Here is a 21805-nt window from a genome sequence, read left to right as displayed (position 1 = left end):
GGGATGAATTCATTAGAAACCAGGCGGAATGTTGTTCCCCTTTTCTACTTCTATGATAAAATAGGCCATGGTAGTAGCTAAGGGCGGGTGGCCACACACCTCTCTACGGAGAGGGGGTGAGGCCATGGAATTTCTTGACCTGATCGTGAAGGCAGCTGGTGTGATGGTTCAGGCATTGGCTGTTTATGTTGCGTATCAGGCATTGAAAAAGAAGTAACCCGCCCCCCTGGCAAAGGTATGCGGGTTACTTCTCGCGATCCGTGGCCGCTCGTCTGCGGCAGCTACCCGGCGGTAGGGAATCCCCTGCCGCCGTTACTATTTCTATCCACAGAATAGCACAGGTATTCTCCATTTGTCCAGGTGAGTACGGCTCTTCAGGGGGGAAAGTTCACGGTGAAATTACTCGAGACGAAACGGCTGCGATTACCGGTTCCCCTTCACACAAAAGAACCGAAGACCCCAAAATCATGGGAATCTCCGGTTCTTTTTTGATTTCATCCCTTCAGCGCTTCTTTGATCCGTTTCCGTTGATCGTCAAAGGCTGCATCAGACAACACCGGCTCCCACTTCCGCTGCGGGAGGTTATCGGGAAGGCGGATCCACGACTTGCAGCCCAGATACTCGGCACGCATGGGGATCGCGATGGATTCGGACAGCCGGAAAATACGAAGGAGCAGGACGTGCAGGGGATGCTTTTTCTTCCACTTCAACCGCTCGACAGCAAAATTGTCCGTCCAGATGTGGAAAGGAGCGAGGCGGGCCAGTGTCGCTTCATCAAACACCTCGATATCTTCCACCAACCGGGCGACATAACGGATGGAGACCGATTCCTGCTCCGACGATCCGCCGGCCAACTCCTCGTTTACATAGGTGTGAAACGCCGGTTTGATCAACGCTGTCTTCTGGTGAAAGGCGTTCGGAAAGAGGGGAAAGGTATCGTTTTCCACCTGGAACTGGCGGGTTTCCTCATGGATCCCTCCTTTGCGCATCAAGAGGATCTGCTTTCCTTCTCCCAGAGCCTCAACCACCGCCGCCCACTCTTTCAGGGCGATCGGAGGCAGTGTCTGTATGGTTTTTTTCATTGAAGAGCCTCCCTTCATCGGGTTGTGAATCGTTACGGTCATCTTTCATTTGACCGAGGTTGTTGTGAAAGGGGACGAAAGATCGTTATCGTGTATGATAAGCGATGAACCTATGTCATTCAAGGGCGAAACAGAAATCTACAAACGAAGATTGAATCATTAGAAATCGGACTGAAAAAGCACCCAGTCTTTTCTACTTCTATGGTAAAATAGGCCATGGTAGTAGCCAAGGGCGGGTGGCCACACAACCTCTCTACGGAGGGGGGTGAGGCCATGGAACTTCTTGACCTGATCGTGAAAGCAGCTGGTGTGATGGTTCAGGCATTAGCTGTCTATGTCGCGTATCAGGCGCTGAAAAAGAAGTAACCCGCCCCTGTGGCAAAGGATCGCGGGTTACTTCTCGCTATCTGTGGCCGCTCGTCTGCGGCAGCTACCCGGCGGTAGGGGTGCGACCCTGCCGCCGTTACTATTTCTATCCACAGAATAGCACAGGTATTCTTGATTTGTCCAGGTTGATACAAATAGGTTTGCTGTTTTAAAACGCCATTGACTGTCGATCACAGTCAATGGCGTTTCCTCTTGAGGTCGTTAATCCAACAATTCTTTAATAAATTGATCGTGATCGTTGATCACGCGCTTTGTAATAAAGTAATGAGAGGTGTCTTCATATTGAGTTTCGGAGATGGGGACGGAATCAAAGTTGTATATTTTTGCCCCCGGATAGGTGAGGACAATCGGCGAGTGGGTCGCAATGATAAATTGGGCATGGTTTTGCTTGACCAAGTCATGAATCAGGCGTAAAAACGCCAGTTGACGCTGTGGGGATAACGCTGCCTCCGGTTCATCCAAGAGGTACAATCCCTTTTCGTCAAAGCGGTGAGCAAACAGCGATAAAAACGATTCGCCATGGGATTGCTCCAGCAGTGATCGACCGCCGTAGCGTTCATAGCTGCCACTTCTTTGATGGACATCGTCGATATAGGTGGCAAAATGGTAAAACGATTCCGCCCGCAGAAAAAATCCGTTTGTAACCTTTGGAAACCAGGATAATCGAATGTACTCCCCCAGGATGGATTCCGATTGATGGACGTTATACGTATGATCCCTGGAGCCGCCCGCTGTATGAAAGCCGCATTGGTCCGCGATGGCTTCCATGATGGTGGATTTACCCGATCCATTTTCACCTACAAAAAACGTAACAGGGCTGTCAAAGGTCAATGAATCTAGGGTTTGGATCGCCGAAATACAAAAAGGGTACTCGGTCCGTTTCGCTTTTTTCAGTTTGCTCTTTAGTAACTGAATCTCTCGTAAAAATACTGCCATCTCTACACACCATCCTATTTGATCGTTCCATAAGCTATCATAACACCCTGAGAAAATAGAGGGGGCGTTCATGATGGAGATTTATGCAGCATACATCCCGAAAAAGGGAACGATCCCCCTCCTTATAAACATTAAAAAAAGAAGGAACCCACTCTGCGGCAACGGAGTGGATTATTTCTCGTCCATACTGCGGCTGTTCGTCTACAGCGGCGGCAGGAGCACCCTGCCGCCGTTCCATTTCATCGAGGTATCATCGTTTTTGAAGATGTAAAACATGGGTTGCTCCAGGGAGAAAGCGAAAATCGGTAGGCACCACTTCCACCCGGATGCCGTCATGCTCTAGTTGGTCCTTCAGCGAGCTGAAGTGAGGATAGGGCTCTCCTTTGAACCCCACCAGTGGATAGAGACAAACCTGTCCTTTCGTATGGCAGATCCGCAGCAATTCTCTTATCGCTTGTAGATGGAATAAGGAATGAAATTGTTCGTGGTAAAGAAAGAGGAAGTGGCTGCAAAGGACCAATGAGAAGGTTCCACACGAAAAGGAAGGTGGGGCAGTTCCGCGGTGAGATATCTGCTTTTGGAGGAATCTCGTTCATAGTCTTCCAAAAACATTTCTAATGAATCTACCCGGATTTGATGATGCCGATTTAAATTTTGGTAGTAGTCCCATAGAAATCGATTGGTTAATGGGGGGAGTTTTTTGGCGATTAAGGCTATCTCTTGTTCCCCTTGTTTTTTGATCTCTTTCGGGGGCAGCTGGTAGGGGTCCACAGCGAAAGCCTTGAAGCCCCGATTATTTGCGGTTGCCGTAAATGATGATGCCCCTGCTGCCACATCCAGGATGGGTCCTTGTGCCAACGATTTTTTGGTGAGAGCAAACATATGCCTGTACTCATCAAAGGATCGGCAAGTCATCGCTACGCCTTTTTGTTCGTAAAAGTCTGCTTGCGTCATCCGCTTATCTCTCCTCTTCTCTACTCGACTCGTCTAAAGGTTACCCATGAGAGGATCCTTTGGGATCTCCCGTGTAAAATGATCATAGCATAGAGGTTCTATAGGAGATCGATTATTTTTGAAGTTCTTTTTTAGACATTCGCACCAGCCTCAGAGAGTGATTCTCTGAAGCTGGTGCGTATTTGGTTCTATTCCCAATTTTATGACGATAGACGAGGGGTTTCGCTTTTCTTCGCCAGAAGTTCGGCGAAACGATTCATGGCCTCCTCCGCTCCTTCCTCCGCTCCCGACTGAATCATCCTGTCGCGGGCCTCCAGGGTTTGGAAGACCGTTATATCCGTCAACTTTGTCTTGCCGTCAGGCAGTTCTTCGAATGTTACCGTTTCCAGCAGCACATGACCCGGCATCCCTTCGAATTCAAAGGTGTAGACAAGCCGCTCGGGAAAGATGCTCTCATGATAAACCCCATTGAACGCGTACTCCTCGCCGTTGACATCGCGTTGAACGAATCGCCAGACACCGCCTTTTCTCACATCCATCTTGTCAACCGTAGTGGTCATGTATTTCGGACCCCACCACTCGGGTAACAGGTTTGGATCCGTGTACGCGTTGTACAAGCGCTCGCGTGGTGCGTCGAAGACTCGCGTGATGACGATCGCTTGTTTTCCCGGTTCGGCAATAACATTCGTTTTCGTCATCGAGATATCTCCTTTTTCATTCTCTTATGTTCATCGGTTTAGCGGGGTTGTCAGGCTCGCTCCAACCCGGCCCGGTATGATCATGATAGGGGTTTCGTGCAAGGTCATGCTTACCATTACTCAAAATATGGGTGTTCTTACGGAAAATCAATGCGGGTCAATAGAGGATCACCTCGCCTTCCACATCTGCCGCGGGGGTTTATTTAACTATTCGTTCCATGTGAACGGATTCCTGGTAAGATCTGTGTTCCGGGAGTCTTCACTTTTGACGTTCGCAGGCCGTTTCGTTATAGATAGCGAGCGAGAAAACCCAGCCCTTTAGGGTTGGGATGAAAGCGAGCGCACCACGGGCACTTCCTTCGGTCGTCGGACGAGGGAGGGTTTCCCCCATACGCTAAGTCCGACAGTTTTTGTCCTGAATCCGAACACACGATCCCTTTCCTATGGTGAAATATTCATGAGAGGAGGTGAATCCAGTGATTCGAACTTACAAATTCAAGTTAGTCCCGACCATCGAGCACATACAAACGATCGAGTGGAGCCTGGACATGTGCCGATGGCTATACAACAGCATGCTGGAACAACGTCGTTTTGCCTACAAGAGACGAGGTCTTTCCTTGAACTATCATCAGCAAGCGACGGAACTTCCTTCGTTGAAAAAAGAAATCTCTGCATTTAAACAGATTTACTCCCAGGTCCTGCAGCAAGTGGTGAAACGGTTGGATTTGGCTTTTCAACATTTTTTCCGTCGCGTCAAACGGGGAGAAAAGCCAGGGTTTCCTCGTTTTCAGGGAAAAAACCGGTTTGATTCCTTGATTTACCCGCAAGCAAAGCCGTCTATGTTCCAAGGCAAATTTCTCTGTGTCCCTAAGATTGGCGATATCCGTATCAAGATACATCGCCAAATGGAAGGAATACCAAAGACCCTCACCATTAAAAGAAAGAATGGTCGGTACTATGCAATGGTGACCTGTGAGATGGAGCCTTCCCCCATGAAACCCAGTGGGAAACGGGTAGGAATTGACCTGGGAGTGAAACACTTTGCGGTCACTTCAGGCAACGAGTTCTTTCCAGCGATGCACTTTTTGGAGAAAAGGTTAAGAAAGATCAAGCGATTGCAACGAATGGTATCCCGTCGAAAGAAAGGTTCGAACCGTCGGCGCAAAGCGGTGGCGTTGTTGGCGAAAGCTCATGAGAGGGTGGCGAATCAACGAAAAGACCTTGCTCATCAGATCAGCCGTTCTCTGGTGGATCGATATGATCTGATTGTCTTCGAAAAGCTGAATGTCAAAGGGATGGTGAAAAACCGTCCCCTAGCAAAAAAGATTACGGATGCCGCTTGGCGGCAGTTGATCGACTTCACCACTTACAAGGCAGAATGGGCCGGTAGGAAGTGAAGTTGGTCGATCCTCGTAACACGTCCCAGGATTGTTCGCAATGTGGTCGGATGGTGAAGAAAGACCTAAGTGTCCGCGTTCACTCATGTCGCTGTGGCTACAGAGAGGATCGGGATCTCAACGCGGCGCAAAACATTCTTCATCGAGCCATTGGTTTCGTACCGGAAAATAAGGTCAGCTAGAACTCCAACTTTTTTAGGCTCGGGCGGAGCCTTCGGGAGAGGGCAGCGGGTTACCGCATCCGATGATCCGAGAAGCCCACGGCTTTAGCCGTGTGGAGCAAGTCACGAGAATAGGATCCAGGAAGCGGCCGTTGTAAAACGGTTGGATACCGCTTTGTTCCTTCTTCATCCAACCATGAAGGAATGTTAACGCCTGCTCAACGCTTCCTTGATTTTGGTTTTTTATCCTAGAGACAAATCGTTGTCAAAAGGGGATGGGGATTTGAAGATCGCTCTGTTTACAGACACGTTTCCTCCACAGGTGAACGGTGTGTCGCTCACGTTGCAGCGTTGGGCGGAACACATGGAACGTCGTCAGGTGGAAACCCGTATCTTTGTCCCCCGCTGTACCCAGGAAGATCCGGAAGCACCCGGCGTTTTAAGGAGTCTGAGTGTCCCGCTGTTCTTTTATCCAGAACACCGACTCTCCTTTCCCAACCCTTTCTTTATCCGCAGGGAACTGCGTGAGTTCCGCCCCGATCTCATCCACGTCACCACCCCCTTCAATATGGGCCTGATGGGCCTTCATATCGCAAAAAAAGAAGGAATCCCCCTCGTCGCCTCTTATCACACTCACTTTGACCGCTATCTTCAGTATTATCGACTGCAATTCCTCTCTTCATGGATTTGGAATTACATGCGTTGGTTTCACGAATCCTGTGAATTGCTGTTGGCCCCGTCTGATGAAACCAAGCAGTTGCTGGAGAACAAAGGGCTTCCGCGTCTGGATCTGTGGCGGAGGGGAGTGGATACGGAATTGTTTTGTCCTTCGCGGGCAAATCATGCATTTCGGCGTCGTTATCACATTGAGGGGCAGCATGTGTTGCTGTATGTGGGCAGGATGGCCCCGGAGAAGGACTTGGACGTGTTGGCGGGCGCGATGAAAAAACTGCCGGGTTCGTTCCGGGACCAGGTGCACTGGGTGTTAGTGGGGGATGGACCCATGCGAGAGGAGCTGGAAGCGGAAAAGCTGCCTCATATAACCTTTACCGGTACTCTGCGTGGTGAAGCACTGGCTGAAGCGTATGCATCGGCCGATGCATTCGTCTTTCCCTCCACGACAGAAACGTTTGGCAATGTGGTCCTGGAATCCCTGGCTGCGGGTACACCGGCAGTGGTGGCACGGGCTGGAGGAGTAAAAGAGATCGTGGAACACGGCCGGACCGGTTGGTTTGCTTCCCCCCGTTCTGTGGACGGATTGGTCGAGGGGATCTGTCATCTGCTGGGGAATTCGGAACGCCTCCGCTGGATGGGAAAGGAAGCGCGGCGTATGGCGTTGGAGCAATCCTGGGATCAGATCTTTGACCGGTTGCTCTTCCGGTATGAAGCGATCGTGGAACGAAAAACGGCCCGTCATGCACATGCTGGCTAGGGTTGTTTGGTCATTCTATTTCCCAGTGAAGAAGGGAGGGGCGGTATGACTTTGGACTCCCCTTTGCACTCACAGCGTCCGGGGTCCCTTTCGTTCTCCGGTTTCGCTGTGCACGTTTGCAACGAAACCGAAGACAGACATACCAACACGGGATCTAGTGCCCCTTCTACCAATATCGATCGTGTTTACGTGGAGGGAGGCTTGGTTTTCCGGCGGAGTCGACTCTGCCACGCATGGAGCGAAGACGGAAAACCAAGCCGACCGACTTGTCCGCGTAAAGGCCATGAAAAACAGATCGAAGTTACCTGAAGGGGCACTAGCCTTACGGATTGTTCAGACACCCTCTAATGAAAGGAGTGCTTTGCGATGTCTATGAAAAACACCCGTGTAAGAAAGGCGGTCATTCCGGCAGCCGGTTTGGGCACGCGGTTTTTGCCTGCCACCAAAGCATTGCCTAAGGAAATGCTCCCGATTGTGGACAAACCGGCGATCCAGTTCATCGTGGAAGAAGCGGTCTCATCCGGTATCAAAGACATCCTGATCATCACCGGCAGGAGCAAGCGGGCGATTGAAGACCATTTTGACCGATCCGGCGAATTGGAACACCTGTTGGAAGTTCGGGGGCAGAGGGATCGTTTGGAACAGATGGAGTCTATCTCCCATCTGGCCCGCATCCACTATATCCGGCAAAAAGAACCCATGGGTTTGGGAGATGCGGTCCTGCATGCCCGCACCTTTGTCGGGGAGGAACCCTTTGCACTGTTGTTGGGGGACGACATCGTGGAGACACCGGTGGGGATGCCGCCGTGTACCCGGCAGCTGATCGAGCAGTATGAACAAATGGGCGATCCGGTGATCGGTGTTCAAACAGTAGGGGCCGAAGACGTGTCCAAGTACGGAGTGGTCCGTTCAGTCAAACGGACGGTTCGCTCAGGGGAGATCGTGCCCTTATTTGATCTCGTGGAAAAACCAAGTTTGGATGAAGCGCCATCGCGGATCGCCATCATGGGACGATATATTTTGGAACCGTCTCTTTTTGACGTACTGGAACAAACGCCGCGCGGTTTGAAAGGGGAAGTGCAATTGACCGATGCACTTCAATACTGGAAGGAAACGATAGCCATGTGGGCTTTCGGATTTACCGGGACCCGGTTCGATGTGGGTCATCCGTTGGGATTCCTGGAAGCCAACTTGGCTTTCGGTTTACAGGATCCGGCTCTGCGGGCACGTCTGTTGCCGATGATGGAGCGGATGGTGTTAAGACATCACCCTTCAGAAAGAGGGAAGGCATTGTGAAAATCACGGTCTTGGGAATCGGATATGTGGGGTTGGTGACTGCGGCGGGTTTAGCAGCGTTGGGACATGAGGTGATCGGGGCGGACATCGCTGCGGAAAAAGTGGCCACCCTGAACGCCGGAGGAATACCCTTATGGGAACCTGGTTTACAGGAAGTTCTCAATAAAGCCAGCAGCAACGGGCGCATTCGCTTTTGTATCGATATTCCGGCAGCGATCCATGAAAGTCCGGTCTGCTTTATCGCTGTCGGAACTCCGAAAACCGCTGACGGCAGCGCGGATCTGCGCCAAGTGGAACAAGCGGTCGCTGATATCGGCAAGCATGCTCGCTCCAATACGGTGGTCGTGGTGAAAAGCACGGTTCCTCCCGGTACGGGGGATGGCTTGGAAGAGATATTGCGGCAAAAGTGGGAGCGGTGTGATTTACATGTGGTATCCAACCCGGAGTTTCTGCGTCAAGGCAATGCGGTGGATGATTTTTTTCATCCGGATCGGATGGTGGTCGGAACATCCTCTCCCTTTGCCCGCAAAGTGATGGAACGGATCTATCATGGGTTGAGTGCACCCCTGCAAATATGCGACAGACGCAGTGCGGAGATGATTAAATACGCTTCCAATGCGTTTTTGGCCATGAAAATCTCTTATATCAACATGATCGCCGATTTATGCGATCGGATCGACGCCGATGTGAATGCCGTCGCGCGGGGAATGGGAGCCGATCCGCGGATCGGGTCTGCCTTTCTACGTCCGGGGATGGGATACGGGGGTTCCTGTTTTCCAAAGGACACCCAAGCATTGATTGCCATCGGAAAACGAGAAAACGTTGAAATGTCATTGGTAGAAGCGGCGGCCCGTATCAACCGTGGACGCCCATTAACACTACTGCAGCGGTTGGAGGATGAGTGTGGCGGCTTGCGCGGGCGGAAGATCGGGGTTTGGGGACTCACCTTTAAGCCTATGTCCGACGATTTAAGGGAAGCGCCGTCCATTCCATTTTGCCGAATGGCAGTAGAGGCGGGCGCTGAAGTATTTGCGTACGATCCATTGATCCGGAGGGACTATCCCGTGGAGGACGTTCATCTATGCGAGGATTCCTACGAAGTGGCGTCTGCCTCCGACGTGACGATTCTGATGACAGAGTGGGAAGAATTTCGCAACTGCGACTGGAGCCGGATCATGGCGGGCCGTCATGACTGGATCCTGCTGGATGGCCGTAATCTATATTCCCTGGATGCGATGAAACGAGTTGCCCAGCACTGGCCGCTCACCTATCTGTCCGTGGGACGTCCCAGTGTGCGTCCGGTGAAATCAGAGTCAGTGAGCCTGCCCGAGAGTCGGACCCGCAATGGATGAATGAAGAGCGGAAATCTCGCTAAGAGGAGAAGAGTAGGAGTCCCTTCCACACGGTTCTGTCTTATTTTTTTGACATCCAAGGGTAAAATGTATCGAAATTCAGACATCCGAAAAAGATAGCCACAAAGCCGGCCGTTTTAGCCGGTTTATTTGCGTACAAAAAAGAGAGAAGTCGATCCTCCTTTTTATAGAATGCGAGCGGGAAAACCCAGCCCTTGAGGGGTGGGATGAAAGCGAGCGTCGGACGAGGGAGGGGCTTGTCCCCTCTCGCAAGTCCGACCATTTGGCGATAGAATAGGGTCAAAAGGAGGTGACTCAACTGATCCGAACCTACAAATTCAAGTTAGTTCCCACCACTGAGCAAAGGGAAAAGATTGAATGGAGTCTAGGCATGTGCCGATGGCTATACAATAGTATGCTGGAACAACGTCGCTTCGCCTATCAAAGACAAGGAGTCTCCTTAAGCTATCACCAACAAGCTACCGAACTTCCTTGGTTGAAAAAGGAAATCCCCAAATTTAAACAGGTTCACTCCCAAGTCCTTCAACAAGTGGCAAAGCGGTTGGATTTGGCTTTCCAGCACTTTTTCCGTCGAGTGAAGAATGGGGAGAAGCCCGGATTTCCACGTTTCCAAGGGAAGAATCGGTTTGATTCCATGACCTATCCCCAAGCAAAAGTATCCATGTTCCAGGGAAAGTTCATCCGCATCCCCAAAATCGGAGAGGTTCGCGTCAAGATGCATCGCCAGATGGAAGGAAGTCCAAAGACACTTGTTGTCAAGCGAAAGAACGGTCGCTACTATGTGATGGTAACCTGCACCATGGAGCCTTCCCGGATCAAGCCCAGTGGGAAGCAGGTAGGAATCGATTTAGGTGTGAAACACTTTGCCGTCACATCCGACAAAGAGTTCTTTCCGGCCATGAGATTTCTGGAGAAAGGTCTCTGTAGCATCAAGCGTTTACAGCGAACGGTATCCCGGCGAAAGAAGGGTTCCCATCGTCAGCGCAAAGCGGTAGCGTTGTTGGCGAAAGCTCATGAGAGGGTGGCGAATCAACGAAAAGACCTTGCTCATAAGATCAGTCGCTCCCTCGTGGATCGCTATGATCTCATCGCGTTTGAAAAGCTGAACGTAAAAGGGATGGTGAAAAACCGTCCCTTAGCAAAGAAGATTGCGGATGCCGCATGGAGACAATTGATTGACTTTACCACTTACAAGGCAGAGTGGGCCGGTAAGGAAGTGAAGTTGGTCGATCCCCGCAACACTTCTCAGGCTTGTTCTAAATGTGGTCGGATGGTGAAAAAAAGCTTGGAAGTTCGGATGCATACTTGCAGTTGCGGGTACACCGAAGACCGCGACGTGAACGCTGCCCGTAACATCCTCTTGAAAGCCATGGGCCATACATCAGACCCAAGGTACGACCCATTGCAACTTCAACTTTGTTAGGCTCGGGCGAAGCCTTCGGGAGAGGGTAGCGGATTACCGCATCCGATGATCCGAGAAGCCCACGGGTTTAGCCGTGAGAGACGTCACGTAGACGGAAGCGCCGATCTGGCCCAAGCAGAAGCCGTATCCAACGCATTGTCCACTCACTTTCATGTAAGCGGGTATGTTCTTATTCCCGCCGCTGTTGTGATCACGTTGCTAGCGATGAAAAAACCGGCGATTCCCACCATTTGCTTTGGGGCGGTTCTTGGTTGTGTATGGGCGATCCTGTTTCAAGGAATGAATCCTCTGGATGCGGTGCACACACTATACAGCGGGTTTCAGATTGAATCTAACGTCGATTTTTTGGATCAGTTGTTAAACCGAGGCGGGATCGCTTTCATGCTTGATGTGATCGTTCTCATTCTCTTCGCTCTCGGCTTGGGGGGCTTGTTTGAAGCAACAGGGGTGTTAACGGTCATTAGCGAAGCGATGTCTAAACTGGTTACCAACGTGGGACGGTTAACCCTCTCGACCATCTTTGCGGGGTTTCTCGGGAACTTTTTTAGAGGGGCTGCCTATGTTTCCCTTATTACGGGCTCCAAGATGACGGAAGAAAACTATGACAAGATGAGAGTGAACCGGACGGTACTTTCCAGAAACACCGAAGCGGGAGGGACGATTACCACACCGATGGTTCCCTGGTCGGACGGCGGGATCTTTATGGCTGCCGTGTTGGGAGTGGCCACATGGGAGTACCTTCCGTTTATGTGGTTTAACTTTATCGCCATCGCAATCACGATCTTCTACGGCTATACCGGCAAGTTTATTTGGTATACCGAAGACCGGACGAAACCCTCAGATAAGCCCGATCAGCAGTCTGCTGCGGGGAAATCGATTTAAGTGGGGTATCCATATTCAGAAAATTCCGCCCATACGTGGGCGGTTTCTTTGTACCGGAGGACGCCTCAGAACAGCAGTCGGTTGATAGACAGAATTGGCATCATTTTTGCTGTATACAAGGGGGAAGCAGGTGAACGGAAGGAAGAGGGGGTGATCCTTCTTTTTCCCGTTTGGCCTGTCAGGTACACGGTTCACACATTTTCAAAAAAGAGGGGATAACCATATGGCGAGGTTTGAGGGCATCTATGTGGCCATTGTCACGCCGTTTAAGGAGAATGATGAATTAGATGAAAAGCGGCTTTACGAATTATCCCAGTGGCTGATTGAAGAAGGTGTTCAAGGTCTTGTCCCTGCTGGATCTTTAGGGGAATATGCAACGCTTACCACCGAAGAACGAAAAAAAGTGGTGGACATTGTGACGGAAGCAGCGAAGGGAAAAGCTCCGGTCGTCGTGGGCACGGGAGCCCCATCCACGCAACAGGCTGTGGAGTGGGCCCGATATGCCAAGCAAGCAGGAGCGGAAGGAGTGATGGCTCTACCGCCGATTCACTACTCTCCATTGGAGAATGAAATCATTGCCCATTATGAAGCGCTCAATTCCGTTGGATTGCCTATCATTGCATACAACAATCCCCGGGATTACAAAGCGGATCTGACACCAGACCTGTTGACGGCGTTGTCCCGGTTGGATCACGTAGTAGCAGTGAAGGAATTTAGCGGTGATATCCGCCGTGTTCACGAAATTTTGGATCAAACAAATTTGGAAGTGTTGATCGGTGTGGATGATCTGGCTATGGAAGGACCGTTAGCGGGGGCGACGGGCTGGATTGCAGGCGTGCCCAATGCACTTCCGCAGCCATGTTCGAAGTTGTTCCAACTAGCAAGGGAGGGAAAAGTCGCCGAAGCAATGGTACTGTACCGGGATCTGCTTCCGCTGTTCCATTACGATGCCGATCCGCAATTGGTTCAGTCTATCAAGTATATGATGGAGCTCGCTGGGCAGCCGGTAGGTCCGACTCGTCCTCCTCGATTACCCCTGACGGAGGAACACTACGCGAAGGTAAAAGCGGCTTTTAAACGGGCTGTGGCCCATCGATCCGTGTTACCCCATTAGGGTCTGTCTAGTCATTCGATTTTCCGTGAGAAAAAGGGAGGGTCGCATAGCTGGCTGCGATCCTTTGCGCTTTTTGCAAGAGATCGAAGACAGCATGCCGACCCGGGATTAGGAATAATCAAACACGCCTAGGAAAGGAGAGGATCCGTCATGATGGAGAGCAAAAACCGAATCGGCGACGAGTGGATGATTCCCGACGGTCGAAAAATGGTCGTAAAAAACCCTTCAAACTTGGATGAGGAAGTCGGTGTCATCCATCTGTCCCATGACTATCATGTGATGGAAGCCGAGAAAGCGGCACGAAATGCCTTGGGTGAATGGGCTTCAAAGACCCCTGGGGAACGGGGGGAAGTTCTCTATCACATGGCGCAGGCGCTTCAGAATCAGTTGGAGGACCTGGCGACGCTGGCTAGCTCGGAAATGGGCAAGCCCATAACGGAAATGAAAGGGGAAGTGAAAAGAGGGATCCATCTTTTAAAGTATTATGCGGCAGAAGGAATGCGATCAGACGGATCGGTCATCCCGGCTTCGTCTACCGGTGTCCTTCAATATACCAAACGGGTTCCTTTAGGGGTGGTAGGAATCATCACCCCCTGGAATTTTCCGGTGGCTATTCCAATCTGGAAACTGGCTCCGGCTTTAATCTGCGGGAATACGGTCATTTGGAAGCCGTCAGAAAACGCTTCCCTTACAGCCACTCGTTTGATGGAGATTTTTGCGGCAACGGATTTGCCGCCAGGGGTTTTGAATTTATTGATTGGGAAGGGACGGGAGATCGGCCCCCCTTTACTGGAACAGATGGATCTGGATGGTGTCAGCTTTACCGGCTCTTCGGAAACGGGAACAAAGGTGGCCATGATTTGTGCCAAACGAAACATCAAATACCAAACAGAGATGGGCGGGAAGAATGCGGCTGTTGTTCTTCGGGACGCAGATATCCATCAAACCGTTCCACTCGTGTTGAGTGGAGCATTTCGGTCAGCCGGTCAGAAGTGCACGGCTACCAGTAGAATCATTGTGGAAAAAGGAATTTTTTCAGCATTTACAGAGGTGTTGAAAAAAGAGATGGCCAAGATCAAAATGGCCAACGCGCTGGACCCGACGGCAACCCTCGGTCCGGTCGCCTCCAAGGAGCAATACGATAAAGTTTCCTCTTATGTCGACCTGGCCCGGAGTTCGGCAGAGGTGTTGACGGAAAAGACATCGTCGCTGTCTGACCCGGGATACTATATCGATCCGATCGTGGTGACGGGTGTGGATGTCAAGCACCAATTGTCCCAGGAAGAAATCTTCGGGCCTTTGGCGGTCATACTGGAAGCGTCTGATTTTGAGGAAGCGGTTGAATGGTGCAACCAAACCGTCTACGGGTTAAGTGCGTCCCTGTTTACCCGGGACTTGTCCAAGGCGCATCTCTTTTTGGACAAAGCGGAAGCAGGAATGGTACGAGTCAACCAGGAAACGGCAGGTGTAGAATATCAAGCTCCTTTCGGCGGGATGAAAGGGTCCAGCTCCCATACCCGAGAACAGGGGCAGGCAGCCTTGGACTTTTACAGTCAGGTGAAAACGTGCGCGATCCAGTATCGTTGATTGTTCTCAAGGACTCTCTTCAACATGCAATCCACCCCTCTCCTTATGGAAGAGGGGTGGATTGCGTAGAGTCCGGATGCGGGTGGTTCCACAGATGTTTTATACGGGTGCGCGCTTGTTTGATCGCAGGATGAAACTGTATCACAGCCTGATCCCGCTCTTGTTTGACTTGTTGAATGGCATGTTCCAATAATTCTTTCGATCTTTCATTTGGCTGGAAGTGATACACAATGGATAGCCCCGCCACCGTCCCTTGGGCTTTCGCCACTTTGGCGCTTTCAATGCCGGTGATGTTGCCGGCAACGTACAATCCCTTTTGGGGCGTTTCCATTCTTGGACTGTGAACAGGGACATGTCCGCCCAGTTCGGGGAAATAGTGGAACGGACAACCGGCAATGGCAGCCAGCTCCGCTAATGGATATAACCCGCCGGCTATACAAACGAAATCAACGGCTATTTCCTCCTCGGTACCCGGGAGCGGATCGCCTTCCGGCGTAACGGTGGCCACTTTCACCTTTTCCACTTGTTGGTCTCCGATAATCTCCAGTACGGCTTTGCGAAGATGAATGGGTATTCCCCACATTTTCACTCCTGATTTGGGGAAGAGACGAATCCCTAAAGCGTGCATCGCATCGGCTTTCAATAGACGGCTGCCGAACCGGATCAAGGAAGATGGGGCCAAATGAGAGAGTCGGAGAAGTGATTTCATCACCCATGCCGGATGGCCGGAATGGTTGGTCAGGGGAGTGAGTCCAGGAAGATAGAGGCCGCTGATATGGATCCCGCCCAGTTGCAACTCTCTGGCGATCGCAGCGGACAGGATATTGATTCCTACCACTACTCCGCGCTCGCCTACGCGTACCCGATGAACATTGGTCATCACCTGAGCGGCTCCGATCGACATCACCCCCGGCAGGGTCCACCCTGGAACAGGCAGCGGTTTTTCTGCGGCACCCGTTGCCAACACCACTGTCGAAGCTTGAATGACGGCATCCGGAATATGAATCAACCATTTCCCCTCCGCCGGCTCAAGGTGAACCACGGGGATCCCGCATTCCACTTGAATCCCTAGGGATTGCGCCGTTTCATACAGCTTCCGGGCTTCTTCGATTCCGTTCCACCATGTCCCGTCAGGTTCTTGATGAAGCTGGCCCAGCAACCGTCCGCCGGGCTTGATAAATTCATCCAGCACCCTTACGTTCAATCCGTGTTGTACACAGGCAATAGCGGCAGAAAGGCCGGCAGGGCCCGCCCCCACAATCAACACATCGACGGTCACCGTTTATCCTCCTCCTTTAAAGGGGTGGGTAAGGCCCCTTTTGTTTCAACCGCCAACCCCTCCTTTACGAGGGTGAGACAGCTCCGCACATGGTCTGCACCGTTGACTTTAACCCGACATTCAAAACAATGGCCGATGTTGCAATAGATTCCTCTGGGAGCATCGGTCTCTTCGTGGGATCTCAATATTCGAATTCCGTTGGCTAACAGAGATGCGGCAATCGTTTCTCCCTCATAGGCCAGGATCGGCTGACCATTTAGTGTGAATGTAATCGGTTGGGTCTGCTTTCGAGGCCCCAGCACGGGATGCTGTTCAATTCTTCCGGGGTGTTTCATTTCTTCCCCTCCAGCTCTCTGAATGTGAGGGGGCGCACCGGCGGTTGATATTTGAGGGGGACGGAATGAGAGACATGTTTTTGGGTCACTTCACTATAGAGTGTTTGGATCAAGTTTCTGCAAGTGCGCCCCCCGCACACACCCATACCTGCACGGGTTCGCAGTTTGAGTTCTCGGGGAGTGCATGAATAGGACCTGAGGGTTTCTATGATTGTATCCATTTCTACTTCTTCACATCGACAGATGATCATAGAGTTTCGATTCATAAAAAAACCTCCTTCCCAAGGCCTCTTTTATGCAAAAACGACGCCAAAGAGGAGGAGAAAGAGAGCGTTATGTGGTTTGGATGCCCAGTTTGTTCATTCGGTTGTACAGTGTCGCCCGAGAAATGCCGAGCTTTTTCGCGCAGGCTTGTTTGTTGCCGTTTACCCGCTTTAGTGACTCTAGAATCACCCGCTTTTCGTGTCGTTCCAATTCTTCCCGGAGAGTGGAAGCGTGGTCGGTACTTAGATAAGAGAAATCCTCGCTTTTGTTTGGTGACTGCGTAAAGGGGAGATCTTCTCTTTTGATGTTTCCATCCGTGGCAAACACCACCAGCCGTTCGATCCCATTGCGCAATTCGCGAATATTGCCGGGCCAGTCGTATTGCAGCAGGTGCTGCATCACATCCTGGGATATACCGTGAATCGGACGGTTGTAGCGAACGGAGAATTCATATAGGAAATAATGGGTTAACTCGATAATGTCTTCCCGTCTCTCGCGCAACGGTGGGATGTGTAACGTTACCACATTTAACCGGTAAAACAGATCTTCCCGGAACTTCCCCTCATCGACGAGGGATTTTAGATCCCGGTTGGTTGCTGCAATGACTCGAAAATCAGCGTCCACCTGTTTTGTTCCGCCGACAGCGAAATATTTTTTTTCTTGCAGGACGCGTAACAACTTCACCTGCATCTCAAAGGGCATTTCCCCGATTTCATCCAGGAAGAGCGTTCCGCCGCGTGCCAGTTCGATTTTTCCTTTTTTCCCTTTGTGATCGGCACCGGAAAAGGCTCCTTTTTCATAACCGAACAGTTCACTTTCAAACAGGGAGGGAGGAATCGCCCCGCAGTTGATCGGGATAAAGGGGGCATCCGAAGCTTCTCGGATATCATGAATCGCTTTGGCGAACAATTCCTTTCCTACACCGCTTTCGCCTAAAACCAGAACAGTGGCGTTGGTAGAGCCGATTTTTCGAATCATCTCCTTGGTTTTCTTCATGGCGGAACTGTTGCCTTTGATCATGTGAAAGGGATCGGAGGATGGTTTTAATTTTGCGACTTCACGCTCCAACCGATGCACTTTGGATGTGGTTTTAAACAATTCGTGATTCAATCGGACCTGACTGGTGATATCCGTCTCGGCAGCCACCGCACCGATAATTCGGTCGTCCAGAATGATGGGGTTGGTATGAATTAATACGACCATGTCGGAACGGGGCTGATGCTGGTGTTTGTAAAGCGATTTCCCGGTGTCCAAGGTTTTGATGATTTCCAGCTTGTCGATGTCAAAAAAGTTGGTGATCGGCTTTCCTATAATTTCTTCCTTCTCCACGGAAAAGATGTTTTCCGCTCCCTGTGTCCAAACCATGACCCGTTTATTTTCGTCGATGAGGGAGACGGATGCGTCCATGGTTTGGATGACCGATTCAAAGTAGGCATGGAGATATTGGTAGGACTCAAATTGTCTGCCCAGAACATCAGCGCAGGAAAGATATCCGATTTCCTTTCCGGATTCATGGGTGACTAGCAGGAAGTTGAATGTTTGCAGAAGAGCGACAACTTCCTTCATCGGTTGATCGGCGCGGACGGATGCGCACTCCATCCAGGGGATCGACGCAAAGGGGACATCCTTGTCCAGCGGCGCCCATCGCGGGTCTATATAAAACAAACGGTCCCCATCTTTCATAAAAATCATTTCATGATTGCGCCGGTTTGGGTTCCAATCCCTGTCATCCTGCCTGTGAATCAAGGTGAAATCAGACTGAATCATTTCTTCGATGCAGGGTAAATGGTGTTGCATAGCGGCTCCCTCCCGAAGGAATGTTCAAAATATTATACACTATACAATAAATTATACACGAAATGTCCTGGAAGGGCGCATCCTTTTTTGTGGCATCGTTTTTGCTTTAAGGAAAGGTGTCATCTCGATCCGTTGGAAAAGGGAGATCGTCATGAATGATATTCGTCATACGGAAGTGCTGGTGATCGGAGGCGGGGTGATCGGAGGGGCGATTGCCTACTATGTTTCCAAATCGGGCCTGGAAGTGACGGTACTCGAAAAAGGCGACCTGGCAAGTGGAACATCATCCAAGTGTGACGGCAATATCCTCGCGATTGATAAAGATCCGGGCTTTGACAGTCAGATGTCGTTAAAAAGCCAGCAGCTGGTAAAACAGCTGAGCAAAGACTTGGAGCTGCCTTTTGAGTACCGAGCTCCCGGCAGTATGTTGGTTTGTGAATCGGAAGAAGAGATGGCGGCTGCGAAAAAGTGGGTAGATCAGCAAAAAAAAGCGGGTCTTTCATTCCGGATGCTGGATCGGGAGGATCTCCAACAAGAATCCCCGTATTTTGCAGACGACCTGCTGGGCGGTTTGGAGTGCCACACGGATGCGACGGTCAATCCTTACCTGTTGACGTACGCCCTGTTTCATGGGGCGGAAAAACAGGGGGCAAAGCGGCATGTGCATACGGAAGTGACAAGGATTCAACAGGATGCAACCGGGATGTTTCACATCTTCACCTCCAGGGGCCGCTTTACGGCGAAAAAGGTGATCAATGCTGCGGGGGTGTGGGCTCCATTGATCGGTGCGATGGTTGGGGTGAAGATACCGATTCAACCGCGGAAAGGGCACATGGTGGTCGCCGCCAGACATGAGCCGGTAGGGCTGAGAAAAGTAATGGAATTCGGTTACCTCCTATCCAAGTTCGGCGGTCACCGAAAGGTGGATGCTGAAACAAAACGATACGGAGTGGCTTTGGTTTTTGAACCGACTGAGAGTCAAAATTTTTTGATTGGAAGCAGCCGGCAATTCGCAGGATTTGACACACGCGTCGATATTCGAGTCATTCGCTCTATAGCCAGAAGAGCGATCCGCTTTTATCCCAAGATGGCCGATATGCTGACGATTCGGACGTACGCCGGTCTTCGTCCCTGGACGGAAGATCATCTTCCCATCATTTCTGAAGTGGATGAAGTTCCCGGCTTTTACATTGCAGCGGGACATGAAGGAGACGGAATCAGTCTCGCCGCCGTAACCGGAAAATTGATGGAAGAATTGATCCGAGGAGAGGCTGAGACGTCGATTCCAACGGAACCTTTGCGATATAACCGGTTTCAAAGAAAGGACGCAACAAGATGAGAGCACAAAAAATGTTTTCAACGGTGGACACTCATACCGGAGGGAATCCGACGCGAACGGTGATCAGTGGTCTTCCCACACTAAAAGGGGAGACGATGTCGGAGAAAATGATGCATATGAAAAAGGAGTATGACTGGGTTCGACAAGTGCTGATGTATGAGCCGAGAGGACACGATGTCATGTCGGGAGCGTTAATGGTGGATCCTTGTCATCCGGAAGCGGATATCGGTGTGATCTATATCGAAACAGGCGGCTATCTGCCCATGTGCGGTCATGATACGATCGGATTTTGCACGGCATTGATTGAAACCGGAATGGTTGAGGCAAAGGAGCCTTACACCACCCTCACGTTGGACACCCCTGCCGGTCTGGTGGAGACCGACATTCATGTCGTCAACGGAAAAGCCAAGGCGGTCACCTTCTGTAACGTTCCCTCCTTTCTCTACAAAAGCATTGAGATCGCGGTGGAGGAAGTGGGTCTTATTTCCTGTGATATCGCTTACGGTGGAAATTTTTATGCGATTATCGATGCGCGAAAGCTGAATTTGGAATTAAGCCCGTCTCACGCCGATCAAATTATTGATCAGGCGGTGCGGATCCGTAAGGCCATCAATCAGTCTGTTGAGGTCATTCATCCGGAATCCCCGTATATCAAAGGGTTAACCCATGTGGAGTTTTTCACGGATCCGATCCATCCACAGGCGGATGTGAGAAACACGGTGATTGTGCCGCCTGGCGGAATTGATCGTTCTCCCTGCGGGACAGGAACATCGGCCAAATTGGCAACGCTTTATGCCCGGAAACAAATCGGCATCGATGAGCCGTTTGTTCATGAAAGCATTGTCGGAACCTTGTTTCAAGGGAGAGTGTTGAAAGAAACCCGTGTGGGACCGTTCCCGGCAGTCGTGTCGGAGATTACCGGATCCGCTTGGGTCATGGGGATCCACACATTTTTTCGGCATTCAGAGGATGAATGGAAAGATGGTTTCCTGCTCATTCCTCCCGCAGAGGATCATGATGCAGATGAGAACGAGATGGAGGAAGCGTAAATGGAGTTCAAACGGCATTACACGACGGTTGACGCCCATGTAGCGGGAGAGCCTTTGCGCTTGATCACGGGAGGACTTCCTTCTTTGGATGGAAATGTGATAGGGAAGAATGAGGATTTCCGAAAAAAACAATTGGATTCGATTCGTCATTTGTTAATGAACGAGCCCCGCGGCCATCCGGGTATGGTTGGCTGTGTGAAGACCCCTCCAGCGAGCCCCGATGCGGATTTTGGCGTCATTTTTATGGATAGTGAGGGGTACAGCGCCGTGTGCGGACACGGAATCATCGCGGTTGTGACGATGGCCGTGGAAATGGGATGGGTGGAAACGGATCGAAAAAATCCGCGGATGGTGATGGACACCTCTGCTGGAAAAATCGTTGCCGCGGCACAGGTGGAAGGAGCAGAAGTAACGTCGGTTTCTTTCGAAAATGTACCATCCTTTGTTTATGTTTCCGATGTACCGCTTTCTTTTCCGGAACGAAAATGTACCGTGGACATTGCCTTTGGCGGAGCCTTTTATGCGCTTGTCGATGCGTCGGATTTGGGCGTACGGGTAGAACTGGATCAGTTGGTGCAACTAAAGGGTTGGGGACGGCGGATCCAGGAACAGGTGGAATTCAAGATGAGGATTCAACATCCCTTGAAAAGCGAATGTACCGGGCTGCACGGAGTGGTGATCACGGACCGTCCGCAAAAGCCGGATTCCGATTTGCGCAACGTAACTATTTTCAGCGGCCAACGGGTAGACCGTTCCCCCTGTGGAACCGGAATCAGTGCGCAGATGGCGGCCCTGTTTCAAAAAGGGGCGGTTAAAAAAGGGGAGGAGCTGGTCCATGAAAGCCTGATCGGGTCTCAATTTTTTACAAAAGTGACGAGAACGGCCCGAGTGGATGGTTATACGGGGATTGTTCCTTCCGTTACGGGGAGAGCGTTTATCACGGGGATCCATCACTTTGTTCTGGATCCTGACGATCCCTTGCACCGGGGATTTTTGGTTCGATAAGGAAAGGTTGGTATA

At 51.0% G+C, this 21805-nt stretch carries 21 protein-coding genes; 13 read left to right on the top strand and 8 right to left on the bottom strand.

Annotated elements, in window-relative coordinates:
- Positions 1-494: 494 nt before the first annotated feature.
- Entirely contained in the window at positions 495-1082 is a 588-nt protein-coding gene (locus JOE21_RS04505) for a DUF1802 family protein (RefSeq protein WP_309862919.1), read from the bottom strand.
- Positions 1083-1670: 588 nt separating this feature from the next.
- Complete coding sequence (locus tag JOE21_RS04500; RefSeq protein WP_309862916.1) at positions 1671-2405, bottom strand: AAA family ATPase; 735 nt, start codon at positions 2403-2405, stop codon at positions 1671-1673.
- Between the two features lie 73 nt (positions 2406-2478).
- On the opposite strand from JOE21_RS04500, the gene JOE21_RS04495 reads away from it, so the two are divergent.
- Entirely contained in the window at positions 2479-2676 is a 198-nt protein-coding gene (locus JOE21_RS04495) for a hypothetical protein (protein ID WP_309862913.1), read from the top strand.
- Between the two features lie 176 nt (positions 2677-2852).
- On the opposite strand, the gene JOE21_RS04490 is transcribed toward JOE21_RS04495, so the two are convergent.
- Together JOE21_RS04490 and JOE21_RS04485 are read right to left on the bottom strand one after the other, a co-directional pair.
- Positions 2853-3359, bottom strand: coding sequence for a hypothetical protein (locus JOE21_RS04490; protein ID WP_309862911.1), 507 nt, complete (start codon positions 3357-3359; stop codon positions 2853-2855).
- Positions 3360-3559: 200 nt separating this feature from the next.
- The gene (locus tag JOE21_RS04485) at positions 3560-4057 is read right to left on the bottom strand and encodes an SRPBCC family protein (protein WP_309862910.1); all 498 of its coding nucleotides are present in this window, start codon (positions 4055-4057) and stop codon (positions 3560-3562) included.
- Between the two features lie 476 nt (positions 4058-4533).
- Between JOE21_RS04485 and JOE21_RS04480 the strand changes: the two genes are divergently transcribed.
- The 9 genes from JOE21_RS04480 to JOE21_RS04445 all read left to right on the top strand — a co-directional run bounded on the left by JOE21_RS04480 (position 4534) and on the right by JOE21_RS04445 (position 14722).
- Positions 4534-5454, top strand: coding sequence for an RNA-guided endonuclease InsQ/TnpB family protein (locus JOE21_RS04480; protein ID WP_309862907.1), 921 nt, complete (start codon positions 4534-4536; stop codon positions 5452-5454).
- 50 nt (positions 5455-5504) lie between these two features.
- Positions 5505-5636 carry a zinc ribbon domain-containing protein gene (locus tag JOE21_RS17760; RefSeq protein ID WP_374709325.1) on the top strand — a complete coding sequence of 44 codons (132 nt, stop codon included), beginning with the start codon at positions 5505-5507 and terminating at the stop codon, positions 5634-5636.
- 262 nt (positions 5637-5898) lie between these two features.
- Complete coding sequence (locus JOE21_RS04475; RefSeq protein ID WP_309862904.1) at positions 5899-7047, top strand: glycosyltransferase family 4 protein; 1149 nt, start codon at positions 5899-5901, stop codon at positions 7045-7047.
- Between the two features lie 366 nt (positions 7048-7413).
- A complete protein-coding gene (gene galU / locus JOE21_RS04470) occupies positions 7414-8343 on the top strand; it encodes a UTP--glucose-1-phosphate uridylyltransferase GalU (RefSeq protein WP_309862901.1) in 930 nt (309 codons plus the stop codon).
- Positions 8340-9695, top strand: a complete 1356-nt coding sequence (locus tag JOE21_RS04465) for a UDP-glucose dehydrogenase family protein (protein ID WP_309862899.1) — start codon at positions 8340-8342, stop codon at positions 9693-9695. Before galU ends, JOE21_RS04465 begins: the two co-directional genes overlap by 4 nt.
- A gap of 310 nt (positions 9696-10005) precedes the next feature.
- Positions 10006-11139, top strand: a complete 1134-nt coding sequence (locus JOE21_RS04460) for an RNA-guided endonuclease InsQ/TnpB family protein (RefSeq protein WP_309862896.1) — start codon at positions 10006-10008, stop codon at positions 11137-11139.
- A gap of 45 nt (positions 11140-11184) precedes the next feature.
- Positions 11185-12021 carry a Na+/H+ antiporter NhaC family protein gene (locus JOE21_RS04455; RefSeq protein WP_309862893.1) on the top strand — a complete coding sequence of 279 codons (837 nt, stop codon included), beginning with the start codon at positions 11185-11187 and terminating at the stop codon, positions 12019-12021.
- Positions 12022-12244: 223 nt separating this feature from the next.
- Positions 12245-13135 carry a dihydrodipicolinate synthase family protein gene (locus tag JOE21_RS04450; protein ID WP_309862891.1) on the top strand — a complete coding sequence of 297 codons (891 nt, stop codon included), beginning with the start codon at positions 12245-12247 and terminating at the stop codon, positions 13133-13135.
- A 153-nt stretch (positions 13136-13288) separates the two neighbouring features.
- Positions 13289-14722, top strand: a complete 1434-nt coding sequence (locus JOE21_RS04445) for an aldehyde dehydrogenase family protein (protein ID WP_309863803.1) — start codon at positions 13289-13291, stop codon at positions 14720-14722.
- A gap of 43 nt (positions 14723-14765) precedes the next feature.
- Here the strand turns inward: JOE21_RS04445 and JOE21_RS04440 are convergent, their stop codons facing one another.
- From JOE21_RS04440 to JOE21_RS04425, 4 genes are all read right to left on the bottom strand, one after another.
- Positions 14766-16001, bottom strand: a complete 1236-nt coding sequence (locus JOE21_RS04440; RefSeq protein WP_309862888.1) for an NAD(P)/FAD-dependent oxidoreductase — start codon at positions 15999-16001, stop codon at positions 14766-14768.
- Positions 15998-16336, bottom strand: a complete 339-nt coding sequence (locus tag JOE21_RS04435) for a (2Fe-2S)-binding protein (protein ID WP_309862885.1) — start codon at positions 16334-16336, stop codon at positions 15998-16000. Before JOE21_RS04435 ends, JOE21_RS04440 begins: the two co-directional genes overlap by 4 nt.
- A complete protein-coding gene (locus tag JOE21_RS04430; RefSeq protein WP_309863799.1) occupies positions 16333-16587 on the bottom strand; it encodes a (2Fe-2S)-binding protein in 255 nt (84 codons plus the stop codon). Before JOE21_RS04430 ends, JOE21_RS04435 begins: the two co-directional genes overlap by 4 nt.
- An 82-nt stretch (positions 16588-16669) precedes the next feature.
- Entirely contained in the window at positions 16670-18397 is a 1728-nt protein-coding gene (locus JOE21_RS04425) for a sigma-54 interaction domain-containing protein (protein WP_309862882.1), read from the bottom strand.
- A gap of 151 nt (positions 18398-18548) precedes the next feature.
- On the opposite strand from JOE21_RS04425, the gene JOE21_RS04420 reads away from it, so the two are divergent.
- From JOE21_RS04420 to JOE21_RS04410, 3 genes are read left to right on the top strand one after another with little or no spacing between them, the layout of a single operon-like run.
- Positions 18549-19736, top strand: coding sequence for an NAD(P)/FAD-dependent oxidoreductase (locus JOE21_RS04420; protein WP_309862879.1), 1188 nt, complete (start codon positions 18549-18551; stop codon positions 19734-19736).
- Positions 19733-20785 (top strand): proline racemase family protein, encoded by a 1053-nt coding sequence (locus JOE21_RS04415; protein ID WP_309862876.1) that lies wholly within the window; start codon positions 19733-19735, stop codon positions 20783-20785. Before JOE21_RS04420 ends, JOE21_RS04415 begins: the two co-directional genes overlap by 4 nt.
- On the top strand, positions 20786-21790 hold the full coding sequence (locus tag JOE21_RS04410) for a proline racemase family protein (RefSeq protein WP_309862874.1): 1005 nt from the start codon (positions 20786-20788) through the stop codon (positions 21788-21790).
- Positions 21791-21805 lie beyond the last annotated feature (15 nt).

The organism is Desmospora profundinema, from assembly GCF_031454155.1.
GTDB lineage: Bacteria > Bacillota > Bacilli > Thermoactinomycetales > DSM-45169 > Desmospora > Desmospora profundinema.
The sequence above is the reverse complement of the archived record's forward strand: the minus strand, read 5'-3'. Positions and strand labels throughout refer to the sequence as shown.